This is a genomic window from Maricaulis parjimensis (genome assembly GCF_016817355.1).
GTDB lineage: Bacteria > Pseudomonadota > Alphaproteobacteria > Caulobacterales > Maricaulaceae > Maricaulis > Maricaulis parjimensis.
In genome coordinates, this window is sequence record NZ_JADOTT010000004.1 from 218,563 (window position 1) to 232,222 (window position 13,660).

Below are 13,660 nucleotides of genomic sequence, written 5' to 3' on the forward strand. Positions count from 1 at the left end.
TCGGCTAATTGTCTATACAATAAAAACCCGGAAGTGAGTCTGTCCAGCCGGGTTGAACCGTGATGACTGAATTTTTCGCCGAGTGCGCCCTTCTGCCGGAAGGTTGGGCTGATCGTGTTGCGATCAGTGTGGACGCCCACGGTGATATTGTTTCAGTGACGCCGGACGCTGATCCTGATCCCCATTCGATACGTCTGCGATGCTGTTTGCCCGGCATGGCGAACCTGCATTCGCACAGTTTTCAGCGTGCCATGGCCGGTCTGACCGAGCGCCGTGGACCCGGTTCGGACAGTTTCTGGTCCTGGCGGAAACTGATGTACGCCTTCAATGAACGCCTCACCCCGGACCATGTCGAAGCGATTGCCGGCCTGGTCCAGGTGGAGATGCTGGAGGCGGGATACACATCCGTCGGCGAATTCCACTATCTCCACCATGCCCCCGACGGGTCGCGCTATGACGACCCCGCGGAAATGGCGGGCCGGATCTGTGCCGCGGCGGGGACAAGCGGCATCGCCCTCACCCTCCTGCCCGTCTTCTATCGCTGGTCCGGTTTTGGTCAGCAGGCGCCCAGCGAAGGCCAGCGACGCTTCCTCAACACGCCGGACAGCTATGCCGAGCTGCACGCCGCTGCGGCCCGTCATGTGGCAGTGCTGGAGCATGGACAGATCGGGATCGCGCCGCACTCCCTGCGCGCGGCAGACCTGTCGGATATCGACGAGATCCGGCCGCTGGCAGACAATGCGCCCATCCATATCCACATCGCCGAACAGGTGCGCGAAGTGGAGGATTGTCAGGCGACGACCGGGGCGCGGCCGGTGCGCTTCCTGCTGGACCATCAGCCGGTGGATGAGCGCTGGTGCCTCGTCCACGCCACCCATATGGACGCTGGCGAGACAGGCGATCTGGCCCGCAGCGGGGCTGTCGCCGGCCTGTGCCCGCTGACCGAAGCCAATCTGGGCGACGGCCTCTTCCCGGCCGTGGATTACCTGGCCGCCGGCGGCGCGATCGGTATCGGGTCGGACAGCCATATCCGCATCGATCTGGCCGAGGAAATCCGCCTGCTGGAATATGGCCAGCGCCTCACCCGGCGCGAACGCAATGTGCTCGCTGAGGCGGGACAGAGTACGGGCCGCCGCCTGTTCGAGGCCTGTCTTGCCGGCGGTGCCCGGGCGCTGATGCAGAAACAGGGCAGGCTGGCGACCGGTTATCGCGCCGATTTCGTGGAACTGGACATGGACCATCCCAGTCTGATCGGGCGTCGTGGCGACTCGCTGTTGGATAGCTGGCTGTTCTGCGGCGAGCGAAGCCTAGTCCGCTCCGTCCATGTCGGCGGGACAGAATGCGTGCGCGAGGGCCGCGCCCTCGCCCGCGACAGCGTGGACAAGGCCTGGCGCCGCGCGATGACAGACGTGATGGAGGGATTGGGATGAGCAATGTGATCAGCGATATCCGGCTTGATGGCGAGGGACCGGTCTATGACCAGATCAAGCGCGCCATCTCCGGCCTGATCCGCTCGGGCCACTGGAAACCCGGCCACCGCCTGCCCGCCGAATCTGAGCTCAGCGACGCCCTCTCCATCGCCCGCATGACCGTCAATCGCGCCCTAAAGGAATTGACCGAGGATGGCCTCCTCGTCCGCAAGCGTCGCGCCGGAACCTTCGTGGCGCAGCCGGACGCTCCAGCCGCCATTTTGCAGATTGTCGACATGGCGACGGCCATTCCCGCCCGGGGCGAGACCTATGGCTACCGGCTTGAAATCAATGAGACCATTCCGGCGCCGGACGCGATTGCCAAGCGCATGCGCCTGCCCTTCGGGACACGGCTGCAGCATGTGGAATGCCTGCACACGGCCGATGGCAAGATCGTCGAATACGAGCAGCGCTGGATCAATCTCAATCTCTTGCCGGAAGCCGCCCGGGCAGACTTTTCAGAGGTCGGGCCGGGCAGCTGGCTGTTGCGTGCAGCCCCCTGGACCGAGGCGGAACACACGGTCTCCGCCGTCAATGCCACGCCCGACCAGGCCCGCCGCCTGGGCACGGCCCCGGGTGACGCCCTCCTGGTCCTGGAACGCCGGACCTTCCAGGGCGAGGACGTGGTTACCTATGCCCGCCTCATCCACCCGGGCAACCGGCACTCCATGACCGAGCGTTTCGGCCCGGGGGCCTAGGCCCGGCTCAATCCCGCGGCAGGGATGGCAGATCCATATTATTGTAGGCCGCCGACCAGACATTCGGTGAGATATCGCACTGCACTTGCGGCGCATTCGGGTCCGAAGGCGTGCTTTGCGGATATTCCTGACCGACCTGATAGGGACCGTCATAGGTCGGACAGGTACACGTCGTCTGGCCGTTCTCGTCAGGCCCCGTGCACGGGGCCGTCATGCAGCCGGCATAAAGCGGGTCCGCCTCGCTGGAGCAGTCGGTCGAGCCGAAATACATCACATCCTGATAGGCCATGGAGAAGGTCGAGATCAGCTCGACATCGGGCTGGTCGGGATAGAGCGTCTGCGGCGTACCGGTGACGACATCGCCGAGATAGCTGCAGACCGGGGCCGGCTGGCAAGCCTCCAGCGCCGCAATGATCGGATTGTCGCTGTAATCGCACAGCCCCGTCGCCAGGCTCGCCATGTTGAGACAGTTTGAGCCGTCCTCGTGACAGACCTCAATCGTTTCCGCCCGCACGCGCGGGTTCAGGATCGAACCGATCTCCACGAAATTATAGACCAGCGGCTCGCCATCCTCGACATAGACCCCGTTTGTCACCGCAAAACAGGTGCAGTCGGCCGCCGTTTCCGTCGAATTCGGATTGCAGGGCAGGATCTGCGTGCTGCCATCCAGCGTCGGCTGGGCACCCGGAGGACCGGAATAATAGCAGAGCGCATAGGGATTGCCGCTGCAGGCAAGGAAATTCGAAACATGCTCGAAAGCATCGGCCCGCGGGGGCGGATCATCGCTACGGACCGCCTCGGCAGGCGGTTCGGCTTCGGCGGTCGCCGCTTCAGTCTCGGGCGATGAACACGCCGCCAGAAGCCAAGTCCCCAACAGAACCACACTCAACGCACGCAGATCCCGCATATCCATGCCACGCCCCTCCCATTGTCGCGAGACCCGGCAAGGACTCGCTTCTGAGGCGTATTTTGGAGTGAACGGGCCCGCGAAGCAATTTCAAATTGAAAGCGCCAGTCAAGCAACCCTGACGGCGAAGCGCCCTACTCGTCTTCGATCGCCGCCATCAGCCGGCGGATGAATTCATTGCGCTCGGAGGCCTGGATCCAGCGGACCACGGCAATGATGTCGTGCTCGGGATCGATATAGATCATGTTCGCGCCGGCACCCAGATACGCAAAGCTTGAGGCCGGGGCTTCCTCGACCGAAATGGCGGCGCGATCATCGCTGGGCGTGTTGAGGAAGAAGTTCATATAGCCATAGGACGGCATGACATCGGTCGGCGTGGTCGCCGCCGTGTAGAACGCGTCCGGCACGAGCTGCTCACCGCCCCAATTGCCGCGGCGCAGACCCAGCAGGCCGAAACGGGCCTGGTCATAGGCGGACAGCATCATCCCGCCGCCCCAATGCCCGCCGCCGGACACGGACCACATCTCCTCGCCATTCAGCGTGACATAGCTGTTTTCATAGCCGTGCCATTCCCATGTCCCGGAGGAACCGATCGGATCCATGATGCGCTCGGCCAGCACGTCCGGCAGTTCACGCCCCCAGACATGCAGCCCGGCCAGGGCCAGGGCGTTCACACGGACATCATTATACTCCCAGGCCGAACCCGGCTCCGGCGGACCAGCAACCAAATCGCGAGCGGGATTGTCACGCGCCGGACGGTCCGCCCAGGCCGGCTTGTCCCAGAGCGTGCCCCACCAGCCCGAGGTCTGGCGCAGCATCTGGTCCCAGGTGATCGGTGCGTTGTGGTCTGTGTGGAAGAGCGGGTCGGCGACGTCGGACGAGACCGCATCGCTGACATCCCCGATCAGCCCATCGGCCAGGGCCAGGCCGATCGTGTGGGAAAGGAAGGTCTTGGAGATGGAGAAGGTCATGTCGACCCGTTCCAGCTCGCCCCAGGAAGCCACAATATAGCCGTCACGCAGGATGATGCCGGATGGCTCGCCGCGCGGACGCAGCTCACCGACCGGGCTGGAATGGGGTTCATAGGCCCAGGTCAACGGCACCATGAGGGAGAGATCACGGACATCAATCCCGTCATAGCCTTCCGGCGCAGCGGTCTCATTGGCGATGGCGAAATCGATGGCGTCCTGCAGAGCGACCGGATCAAGTCCGAGCGATGCCGGGTCGCGATGTTCCCAGTTTTCATCCCCGCGGGGCGGGACATAGTCCTGGGCGCAGGCTGGAAGGGAGACCAGGAAAAGGGCTGACAGACCCAGCGCTGCGGACTTCATCATCGGTCTGATCCTTATTTCTCACCCGGTTTGGAGGCCCGCACGGCATGGCGTTTGCGCAGAACGGCCACGACATCATCCAGGCTGAGATCGCGGGATTCCAGCAGGACCATGAGGTGGAAGAGCAGGTCCGCCGCTTCGCCCTTGAGCGCGGCCTTGCTTTCCGACACGGCGGCCATGGCGACCTCGACGCCCTCTTCGCCAACCTTCTGGGCCGGGCGTTTCGGGGCGCGGGCCATCAGGCCTCCGACATAGGAGCCCTTGGGCTTGTCCTTCTTGCGCTTGCGGATGATCGCCCGCAAATGCGCCAGGAAGCCCAGGCCCGGAGCCGGGTCATCGCCGAAACAGGTCACCGTGCCGGTATGGCAGGCCGGGCCTTTCGGCTTCACCTCGACCAGCAGAGTGTCATTGTCGCAATCAGCCGCCAGGGAAACGAGTTTGAACGTGTTTCCGGAGGTTTCGCCCTTTTTCCAGAGTTCCTGGCGCGAGCGGGAATAGAAATGCACCTTGCCGGTCTCGACCGTCCGGGCGAGCGCCTCTTCATTCATATAGCCCAGCATGAGGACCTGGCGGGTGGCATGGTCCTGGATAATGGCCGGGATGAGCCCGTCGGACTTTTTCCAGTCCAGGCTTTTGGCATCAATCATGGTCTGACTCTGAGTCCCTCATCACCGAGATAGGCTTTCAAATCGCCGATTTCGATGACCCCCTTGTGAAACACGCTGGCCGCCAGCGCTCCATCGACATTGGCCAATTCGAAGACGGATTTGAAGTGCTCTTTCCGTCCCGCGCCGCCCGAAGCGATCAAAGGTGTGGAACACACGGCCCGCACGGCGGCCAATTGCTCGATGTCATAGCCATCGCGCACACCGTCCATGTCCATGCAATTGAGGACGACCTCACCGACACCGCGTTCAATGCCTTCGCGCACCCAGTCGAGCGTCTTGCGATGATCGGTCAGCGTCTTGTCGGGATCGCCGGTGAACTGGTGCACGCGCCAGGCCCCGTCAATGATGCGGCTGTCCACTCCCAGCACGATGCACTGGCTGCCGAATTCGCGGGCCAGCGTGTCGATCAGGTCCGGGTTTTCCAGCGCCGGCGTATTGATGGAAATCTTGTCGGCCCCGGCGAAGAGACGCGCGCGGGCATCCTCGACAGAGCGGATTCCACCCGCCACGCAAAAGGGAATATCAATCTCGCGGGCCACCCGGCTGACCCATTCCGGTTCGACCGTATCGCCGCGCGCCGAAGCGGCGATGTCGTAGAAGACCAGCTCGTCGGCCCCTTCGCGGGCATAGCGGCGGGCGAGTTTGACGATATCGCCGACATCCTCGTGGTCGCGGAATTTCACGCCTTTCACGACGCGGCCATCGCGCACATCGAGGCAGGGAATTATGCGCTTTGCGAGCATGCCAGCGCCTCTTCGATGGTGAAGCGTTTCTCGTAGATCGCCTTGCCGGAAATGGCCCCGGCCACGCCGGTTTCCCGGGCCGCTTCGATATCTTCCAGCGAGGCAATGCCGCCAGAGGCCTGCCATTGCACATCCGGAAAGCGTTCGACCAGACCACGATAAAGCGCCAGATTCGGACCGGACAGATCACCATCCCGACCGATATCGGTCACCAGGGCATGGGCCAGCCCCGTCCCGTCATAGGCTTTCACGACATCATCCAGCGTGGTCATCATCAAATCGGTCCAGCCGGACAGGGCCGGACGGTATTGGCCGCCTGTGCGTTTCACATCCAGTGCCAGGGTGATGTGGTCGGGGCCATAGCGTTCCAGCCAGCGCGAGACCTGTTCAGGCTCGGTGACGGCGAGCGAGCCGACAATCACCCGCTCAACGCCAATGGCCAGAAGGCTCTCCACATCTTCCGCGGAACGCACACCGCCGCCCGTCTGGACGCGCAGACCCGTGCGGCAGAGCTCGCGGATCGTATCGCTCTGGCGGCGTTTGCCATCGCGGGCGCCGGAGAGGTCGACGACATGCACCCAGCTGGCCCCGGCCTCGCCGAAGCGTTCCGCGACCGCCACCGGGTCGTCGCCATAATCGGTGACCGCGTCAAAAGCGCCCTTGTGAAGACGCACGACACGGCCGTCGAGCAGATCGATTGCAGGATAGAGGATCACGGGACTAGCAACTCGCGAAGTTGGAAAGGATACGGGCACCGACACGGCCGGAGCGTTCCGGGTGGAATTGGCAGCCGGCAATGTGTCCGGAACGGACGATGGCGGAGACTTCAGCGCCATAATCGGCCTGCGCCACCGTGGCGGGCCCGACCGGGGCATAGAAGCCGTGGACGAAATAGGCGTATTCACCCAGCGACACATGGCGCAGAAGCGGCTCGTCACTGGCAAAGGCCTGCAGGGCATTCCAGCCCATATGCGGCCAGACCAGGCCTTCGGTCAGAGGCAGTTTCTCCACCCGGCCCGGGATCAGACCCAGCGTATCCACATCGCCTTCCGCGGAGTGTTCGAACAGGAGCTGCATGCCCAGGCAAATGCCCAGGAGCGGCCGGTCATCCGTGCGGAAGGCCTCCGGCCAGCCGCGCTCGTCCAGCCGCGCCATGGCGGCACCGGCGGCACCGACACCGGGCAGGATGAGCCGGTCGCAATCGCCGGTCTCGGACGGATCACGCACCACGACATGATCCAGCCCGGCCCGTTCCAGGGCAAAGCGGACCGAGGCAATATTGGCACAGCCGGTATCGATCAAACCGATGGTCATGCCAGCATGCCCTTGGTGGATGGCAGGGCATCGCCCTCAATGCGAACCGCACCGCGCAGGGCCCGGCCAAAGGCCTTGAAACAGCCTTCCACCATGTGGTGGGCGTTCTCGCCCTCCACTTTCACATGGATGGCCGCACCCAGGCTTTCCGCGATGGAGCGGAAAGCGTGCGGCGTCATCTCGACGGGAAAACCGCCGACCATCTCGCCCGGGATCTCGCCCTCGAACTTGGCGTAGGGCCGGCCGGACAGATCGATCCAGACCGAGGCCAGCGTCTCGTCCATCGGCAGTTCAAAGCCGAAACGGGCAATGCCGCGCTTGTCACCCAGGGCTTCGCGCAGGGCTTCCCCGAAGGTCAGGCAGACATCCTCGATCGTGTGGTGGGCATCGATGTGGAGATCCCCCTCCACCGCCACGTCCAGCGCAATCCCGCCATGGCGGGCGATCTGGTCCAGCATGTGGTCGAAATAGCCCACGCCGGTCTCGATCCGGTTGGGGCCATTGCGATCCAGATTGACCGTGACCGTGACATCCGTTTCGCCGGTCTTGCGGCGCTTGGTGCCCGCGCGCGGACCGGCGGCCGCCGTGGACTGGACCTTCAGCGCTTCGGCCTTCTCGCGGCGCAGACGCATGGCCGTGGCGTGGGCTTCCAGACCTTCCAGGGCGGCGAGCCGTTCCACGGTCGGGGCGAGCCCGGCAGCGCCTTCGGCCGACGCGCGCAGGATGGTCGTGGTCTTCTGGAAGCTTTCCACCGACACCCCGCCATAGGCGCGGCCGGCGCCCGAGGTAGGCAGGGTGTGGTTGGGTCCGGCGGCATAATCACCGGCAGCTTCCGGGGTCCACGCGCCCACAAAGATCGAGCCGGCATGACGCACCAGATCGACCAGGCGTTCCGCACTTTCCGTCTGCAGGATCAGGTGTTCCGGCGCATATTGATTGGCGACCTCCGCGGCGTCTTCAAGACTCTCGCAGATCACGGTGCGGGAATTCTCCAGAGCCGCGCGGGCAATCTCTTCGCGCGGCAATCGGGCGAGCTGGGTTTCTGTGGCCGCCAGTACGCGGTCGCGCGTGGCGGTGTCGAAACAGACCAGGACGACCTGGGCGGACGGATCGTGTTCAGCCTGGCTCAACAAATCGCTGGCAACGAAGTCGACATCGGCCTCAGCATCGGCGATCACCATGACCTCGCTGGGTCCGGCGGGCAGATCGATGGCGGGTCCGCCCGGCAGGCCAGCGACATAGGATTTGGCGGCCGCGACATAGGCATTGCCCGGTCCGAAAATCTTGTCGGCACGCGGCAGGCCGGCCGTACCCGTCGCCAGGGCCGCCACGGCCTGGGCCCCGCCAATGGCGTAGACTTCGTCAAGGCCGAGGATTTCGGCGGCGGCCAGAAGAGCCGGATTCACCCCGCCCTGCCCGTTCGGCGGCGCCACGACGACAATCCGCGGCACGCCAGCCAGCTGGGCCGGCACGGCCAGCATGATCAGGGTGGAAACCAGAGGCGCGCTGCCGGCCGGCACATAGAGTGCTGCGACATCAACCGGGGTCGCGCGGCGAGACGCCTTCACACCGGACCAGGTCTCCACGGAATAGGACGAATACCCCTGCTTGATGTGGAAACGGCGCACCGCATCGGCAGCGGCCTTGATGGCTTCGACATCCGCCGCGTCCATGGCTGCGCGGGCTGCAGACAGGGCCTCAGCCGGGATGCGGAAATCCTCCGGCGCATAGCCATCCAGCCGCGACGCATAGGCCCGCACGGCGGTCTCGCCCTGGGCACGTACGGCATCGACGATCTCGCGGGCGGCCGCATCGGCCGTTCCGGTCTCGACCGGACGGGCCAGAGCCTGGCGGCGCTGCGCCTCGGAGGCGTCTCTCCAGATCAGGGTTTCAAGCATGCTCATGATCAGGCCAGCATTTTCTCAATGGGCAGGACGAGGATGGCGCGGGCACCTTCCTTTTCGAGGGCTTCCAGGGTTTCCCAGAAGACCCGCTCCCGGCAGACCGCGTGCAGGGCGACGACATCATCGCGGCCGGCGATCTGGGCCACGGTCGGGGCATCAGCCCCCGGCAGAAGCGAGCGGATGGCTTCCAGACGGTCCACCGGCGCGTTCAGCATGATGTATTTGGTCTGGGCGCAATCGATCACGCCGCGGGCGCGACGCATGAGGATATTGGCAATCTCGTCGGCGGTCGCATCCCGGCCGGATTTGCGACGGATCAAAACCGCCTCGCTCTCCAGCACGGTCTCGAAAGCCTTGAGCCCATTGGCCTGCAGCGTGGCACCGGAAGAGACCAGGTCACAGATAGCGTCAGCGATGCGCAGACGCGGGGCCACTTCCACCGAACCCCGCATTTCCACGATCTCGGCTTTCACGCCATTATCGGCCAGGTATTTCGCCGTCAGCGCGGGATAGGATGTCGCAACGGCCTTGCCGTCCAGATCCTTCACCGAGGTGATCTCTCCGCCTTCAGCCGCAGCGAGTTTCAGCGTGCAGCCGGCAAAACCGAGACGCAGGGCGATCTCCAATTCCTGGGCGCGGCCACCGGCGGCCTGCTCCTCGGCCAGAACATTCTCACCGACAATCCCGTAATCACAGGCGCCGGAGGCGACAAAGTTCGGAATGTCGTCATCCCGTACCAGCATGAGATCGACATCCATGTTCTCGGCGCGCTGGTGCAGCTTGTCACGGCCATAGGCGAAACGCAGACCACAGCGCTTGAGCAGATCCATGCCGCCCTCGGCGAGGCGGCCCTTGCTTTGAACGGCAATACGCAGACGCGAACTCACGAGTCCTGCTCCTTCAATCGGTTGAGAATGGTGCGATAGCCCTGCCAGGGTTCCTGGCTGAGAAAACGGGCGACCCGGGTGACCGTGGTGGTGGAGGCACCGGTCATTTCGGCGATCTCGCGATAGGAAATCCCGCCCTCATTGAGCAGACGGGCGACGCGCCAGCGTTCGGTCAGCGTCTTGATCTCCCCCGGTGTGAGAAGATCACGCAGGAAGCGTTCGGCTTCAGCACGGTCCTCGATCAGCAGGATCGCCTCGCAAAGTGGGCCCAGATCAGGCTGGGCGGAACGGGTATCGGCAGTCATTTCGGCCATGGATTTTGCTCCTTGACCGCCGATATAGCGTGTTAGCGCGCTAACACAATAGCTCAACTGCGGTGAAATGCAGAAAGGCGGCCCGAAGACCGCCTTTCCAAGCATCTCATTTCCGAATGAGGCCGGTGTCAGCCCAGGCGTTTCTTCACGACCTGAAAGGCCGGCCTGGCTTCCGGCATGACCCCGCTGAGGCCCATGAAACCGTGCACAGTGGTCTCGAAACAGAAGAGTTCGGCCTGGCCGCCCGCGCGCCGGACGCGGCGGACAAAATCAGCACCCTCATCCCGCAGCGGATCATAACCCGCCGTGATCACACTGACCGGCGGCAAACCGGTGAAATCCTCCGCCAGAAGCGGCGAAACATCCGGTGTCGTCGCCAGATCAGGATCGGCGAGATAATTGCCCGCCGCCCAGCTGACATCCTCCCGCGAAAGGAAATAGCGGCCATCGCCCAAGAGCTCACGGGAGGCATGTTCCGGCAGATCCGGGATCACCATCACCGGATAGAAAAGCGCCAGATGGGCCAGCGCAAACTCCGGCTGTTTGGCCAGCCGCAGGGCAAGCGCGGCAGCCAGCGTGCCGCCGGCACTGTCGCCAGCCAGGCTGATCGCGTCCGTCTTCAGCTTGCGCCGGACCATCTCCTCCCGCGCCCAATGCACAGCCGAGAGACCGGCCTGCAGGGCGAGTGGATATTTGTGCTCCGGTGAGAGCGGATAATCGACACTGGCGACAATCTGGCCGGTCGCCTGGCACAGGCGGCGGGCAAACCCGTCATAGGAGGCCACACCGCCCAGCGTCCAACCGCCACCATGAAAGAAGACCAGAATGCCACGCGCCCTGCCCTTGGGCTCATAAACGCGCAAGCTGGCAGACTGACCCTCGACCTCCGGCCCCGTGACGTCCGCTACGGATTTCACGGCAGGTCCCGGCTGGTCGATCTCGCCCATCATGGCGTCCATCACGGCGCGGGCCTGGTCCAGCGGCATGTCCCGGATCGGCGGCGCGTCGGGATCCGCACTGTCCAGAAAGGCCCGGGTTCCCCGAGAAAGAGGCCGCCGGCGTGCCTCACGCACGCCGACGGGCCGAGAGGAGTAGGGTTTGAACCACATGGGTCCGGCCTATCGCCGCAGGACGAGCCGCACATCGAAGGTGCGGGGCGCGCCGTAATAGGCCAGCTGATAGCCGGGGAATTCAGCCAGATCGAAAGCCTGAGTGACATAGTGTTCGTCGAACAGATTGCGCACACCGGTCCGCACTTCCCAGGCATCATCGCCCGCGCCGAAGGCGATGAAACCGTTCACCACCGCATAGCCGTCCTGGGCCAGGGTCTCCGAGCTGGACACGGTGGGATAGGTCTTGGAGCGCCAGGCGGCGTCGGCATGGACCCGGGCGAAGAGGTCATTGTCCAACACCCATTCATAGGTCGCGGCCAGACCCCCGCTCCAGGCGGGCGCATTCACCAGTTCGCGCTGATCAGAAATATCGATCCCGCCGGGGCCGATATATTCCTCGTAATGGGCATCCATCACGCCGACATGGCCGCTGAAGGTCAGGCCCGGTGCCGCGCGCCAGATGGCTTCAGCCTCCAGCCCCTGGATCACGGCTTCACCGGCATTGGTGAACTGCGCCTCGAAGGCGCCGGTTCCCGGATTGGCCGTGAAACTGGAGAGCTGGAGATCGGTATAGTCATTGCGGAAGAGCGCAAAGTTCAGCGTGACATCGCCATCTGCCAGCGTGGACTTCACCCCGGCCTCATAGGACCAGACAAATTCGGGATCATAGGGTTCTGCGTCGAAAGGCGTATTCGAGCGTCCGTCAAAACCGCCACTCTTGAAGCCCCGCGAAGCGAGCGCGTAGAGCAGGAGATCATCATTGACCCGATAGTCGAGGCCGATGCGCGGCGTGAGCGCTTCAAAGTCTTCCTCGACATCGACATTGGTGACCTCAAATCCGGTTCCGTCCCGGAAGGGCGGCGGATTGGGCGTGCCCGGAGCATAGAGTTCCTGGATGCGGGCGAAGGATTTGCTTTCCCGCGTATAGCGCAGCCCACCGGAGAGACGCAGATTATCGCTCAACGCGTAGCTGGCGTCGAAATAGGCCGCCCAGGCCTGCGTGTCCTGGTCATTGGTCGAGGCGCTCTGCAGCGGATAAGGGAAGTAGACACCCCCGCCAAGCGGCAGGGCGATGGAGGCACCGGCCAGACCGTTGAACGTGTCATCGGCATCGTCGAAATAATAGACACCCCCGGTCATCTGCAGCGGGCCACCGGCATCATATTCAGCCCGGAATTCCTGGCTGAACTGCTCGGCTTCCTGGCGCACGAAAATCTCGAAAATCTCCAGCTCGGTCGCGTCGAGATCCAGATTGCTGTCATAATCCATCTGGCGCAGCGCGGTGATCGAGGTGAGCTTGATCGCATCGCTGACCTGCCACTCGGCGCGCGCGGTCACGCCCCAGCTGGACAGGTCGTCCAGATCATTGAAGCTGGCGCGAATGGAATAGGGATCATCCTGGGCATCGAAGATTGCGATATTGCCCGTGCCCGGATCGACACCGGCCACCGCCGTTGCCCGTGCCGGGGTCCGTGACGTGTCGGGCCGGTCGACCATGCCTTCCAGCGTGATCTCGAATTCGAAATCATCACGCGGCGTGAACAGAAGCCCCGTCCGGCCCGCAATCCGGTTCACATCGCCATCATCCGTACCGTCCAGCTCGTTGGTGGCATAACCGTCACGGGCCGAATAGAAGAGTGCCAGCTTGCCGGCGACCTGATCCTCGACGAGATCACCGGACAGGCGCGCCCGACCGAAGACATGGTCATAACTGCCATAGCCCATCTCCAGCTGGAGACCGGGATTGTCGCCGGGGCGTGTGGAAATGAATCGGACGGCGCCGCCGATCGTGTTGCGGCCATAAAGCGTACCCTGCGGGCCGCGCAGGACTTCCACGCGCTCGACATCGAAGACATCGAGGATCGCGCCCTGGGTGCGGGCCAGATAGACATCATCCAGATAGACGCCGACCCCGGGTTCCGCGAAAGCCAGCGAATCCACCTGACCGACACCGCGGATATAGATCACGGCATTCTCGGCATCGCCGGTATGGATGGTGAGATTGGGAACCGCATTCTGCAGCGTGGTGATGTCGGTCGCCTGCAAGTCTTCCAGCTGGGTCTCGCCGAAAGCGGAAACCGAAAGCGGCACGTCCTGCAGCGATTCCTCGCGGCGGCGCGCCGTGACGGTGATGACGTCCTCGCTGGCGCGGCTGGACGGCGCATTGTCCTGTGCCACGGCCGGAGCCGTGGTGGCCAGGCCCAGGCCTGCAGCCGCCAATGCCAGAACGCGCAAAGATGCGGATTGAGTGAGTTGTTTCTTCATTTTGCCCTCCCTGCGTTCCGATTCATCGCCGGAACTGTCCAAGTGGCG

General features: G+C 63.9%; 13 protein-coding genes. 2 read left to right on the top strand and 11 right to left on the bottom strand.

Annotation, left to right across the window (positions count from 1 at the left end):
• Nucleotides 1–62 precede the first annotated feature (62 nt).
• Both I0K07_RS08630 and I0K07_RS08635 read left to right on the top strand, forming a co-directional pair.
• A complete protein-coding gene (locus I0K07_RS08630) occupies nt 63–1,430 on the top strand; it encodes a formimidoylglutamate deiminase (protein ID WP_203292437.1) in 1,368 nt (455 codons plus the stop codon).
• Nucleotides 1,427–2,167, top strand: coding sequence for a UTRA domain-containing protein (locus I0K07_RS08635; RefSeq protein WP_203292438.1), 741 nt, complete (start codon nt 1,427–1,429; stop codon nt 2,165–2,167). The genes I0K07_RS08630 and I0K07_RS08635 overlap by 4 nt, the downstream gene beginning before the upstream one ends.
• Nucleotides 2,168–2,174: 7 nt before the next feature.
• Here the strand turns inward: I0K07_RS08635 and I0K07_RS08640 are convergent, their stop codons facing one another.
• The 11 genes from I0K07_RS08640 to I0K07_RS08695 all read right to left on the bottom strand — a co-directional run bounded on the left by I0K07_RS08640 (nt 2,175) and on the right by I0K07_RS08695 (nt 13,612).
• On the bottom strand, nt 2,175–3,080 hold the full coding sequence (locus I0K07_RS08640) for a hypothetical protein (protein ID WP_238934695.1): 906 nt from the start codon (nt 3,078–3,080) through the stop codon (nt 2,175–2,177).
• A gap of 128 nt (nt 3,081–3,208) precedes the next feature.
• Nucleotides 3,209–4,408, bottom strand: a complete 1,200-nt coding sequence (locus tag I0K07_RS08645; protein WP_203292439.1) for a serine hydrolase domain-containing protein — start codon at nt 4,406–4,408, stop codon at nt 3,209–3,211.
• 11 nt (nt 4,409–4,419) lie between these two features.
• Entirely contained in the window at nt 4,420–5,052 is a 633-nt protein-coding gene (hisIE, locus tag I0K07_RS08650) for a bifunctional phosphoribosyl-AMP cyclohydrolase/phosphoribosyl-ATP diphosphatase HisIE (RefSeq protein ID WP_203292440.1), read from the bottom strand.
• Nucleotides 5,049–5,816, bottom strand: a complete 768-nt coding sequence (gene hisF / locus I0K07_RS08655; RefSeq protein WP_203292441.1) for an imidazole glycerol phosphate synthase subunit HisF — start codon at nt 5,814–5,816, stop codon at nt 5,049–5,051. The genes hisIE and hisF overlap by 4 nt, the downstream gene beginning before the upstream one ends.
• On the bottom strand, nt 5,798–6,532 hold the full coding sequence (gene hisA, locus I0K07_RS08660) for a 1-(5-phosphoribosyl)-5-[(5-phosphoribosylamino)methylideneamino]imidazole-4-carboxamide isomerase (protein WP_203292442.1): 735 nt from the start codon (nt 6,530–6,532) through the stop codon (nt 5,798–5,800). The genes hisF and hisA overlap by 19 nt, the downstream gene beginning before the upstream one ends.
• Before the next feature lie 4 nt (nt 6,533–6,536).
• Nucleotides 6,537–7,130: an imidazole glycerol phosphate synthase subunit HisH gene (hisH, locus tag I0K07_RS08665; RefSeq protein WP_203292443.1), complete on the bottom strand. Its 594-nt coding sequence runs from the start codon at nt 7,128–7,130 to the stop codon at nt 6,537–6,539.
• On the bottom strand, nt 7,127–9,034 hold the full coding sequence (gene hisD / locus I0K07_RS08675; protein WP_238934696.1) for a histidinol dehydrogenase: 1,908 nt from the start codon (nt 9,032–9,034) through the stop codon (nt 7,127–7,129). The genes hisH and hisD overlap by 4 nt, the downstream gene beginning before the upstream one ends.
• Before the next feature lie 2 nt (nt 9,035–9,036).
• Nucleotides 9,037–9,921 carry an ATP phosphoribosyltransferase gene (gene hisG, locus I0K07_RS08680; RefSeq protein ID WP_203292444.1) on the bottom strand — a complete coding sequence of 295 codons (885 nt, stop codon included), beginning with the start codon at nt 9,919–9,921 and terminating at the stop codon, nt 9,037–9,039.
• On the bottom strand, nt 9,918–10,235 hold the full coding sequence (locus tag I0K07_RS08685; RefSeq protein ID WP_203292445.1) for a YerC/YecD family TrpR-related protein: 318 nt from the start codon (nt 10,233–10,235) through the stop codon (nt 9,918–9,920). The genes hisG and I0K07_RS08685 overlap by 4 nt, the downstream gene beginning before the upstream one ends.
• Before the next feature lie 128 nt (nt 10,236–10,363).
• Nucleotides 10,364–11,344: an alpha/beta hydrolase gene (locus tag I0K07_RS08690; RefSeq protein WP_203292446.1), complete on the bottom strand. Its 981-nt coding sequence runs from the start codon at nt 11,342–11,344 to the stop codon at nt 10,364–10,366.
• 9 nt (nt 11,345–11,353) lie between these two features.
• Entirely contained in the window at nt 11,354–13,612 is a 2,259-nt protein-coding gene (locus tag I0K07_RS08695; protein WP_203292447.1) for a TonB-dependent receptor, read from the bottom strand.
• Nucleotides 13,613–13,660 lie beyond the last annotated feature (48 nt).

Coding starts and splice junctions, on each gene's coding strand:
- I0K07_RS08630 (WP_203292437.1), top strand. CDS start 63: ATGACTGAATTTTTCGCCGAGTGCGCCCTTCTGCCGGAAGGTTGGGCT.
- I0K07_RS08635 (WP_203292438.1), top strand. CDS start 1,427: ATGAGCAATGTGATCAGCGATATCCGGCTTGATGGCGAGGGACCGGTC.
- I0K07_RS08640 (WP_238934695.1), bottom strand. CDS start 3,080: ATGGATATGCGGGATCTGCGTGCGTTGAGTGTGGTTCTGTTGGGGACT.
- I0K07_RS08645 (WP_203292439.1), bottom strand. CDS start 4,408: ATGATGAAGTCCGCAGCGCTGGGTCTGTCAGCCCTTTTCCTGGTCTCC.
- hisIE (WP_203292440.1), bottom strand. CDS start 5,052: ATGATTGATGCCAAAAGCCTGGACTGGAAAAAGTCCGACGGGCTCATC.
- hisF (WP_203292441.1), bottom strand. CDS start 5,816: ATGCTCGCAAAGCGCATAATTCCCTGCCTCGATGTGCGCGATGGCCGC.
- hisH (WP_203292443.1), bottom strand. CDS start 7,130: ATGACCATCGGTTTGATCGATACCGGCTGTGCCAATATTGCCTCGGTC.
- hisD (WP_238934696.1), bottom strand. CDS start 9,034: ATGAGCATGCTTGAAACCCTGATCTGGAGAGACGCCTCCGAGGCGCAG.
- I0K07_RS08685 (WP_203292445.1), bottom strand. CDS start 10,235: ATGGCCGAAATGACTGCCGATACCCGTTCCGCCCAGCCTGATCTGGGC.
- I0K07_RS08690 (WP_203292446.1), bottom strand. CDS start 11,344: ATGTGGTTCAAACCCTACTCCTCTCGGCCCGTCGGCGTGCGTGAGGCA.
- I0K07_RS08695 (WP_203292447.1), bottom strand. CDS start 13,612: ATGAAGAAACAACTCACTCAATCCGCATCTTTGCGCGTTCTGGCATTG.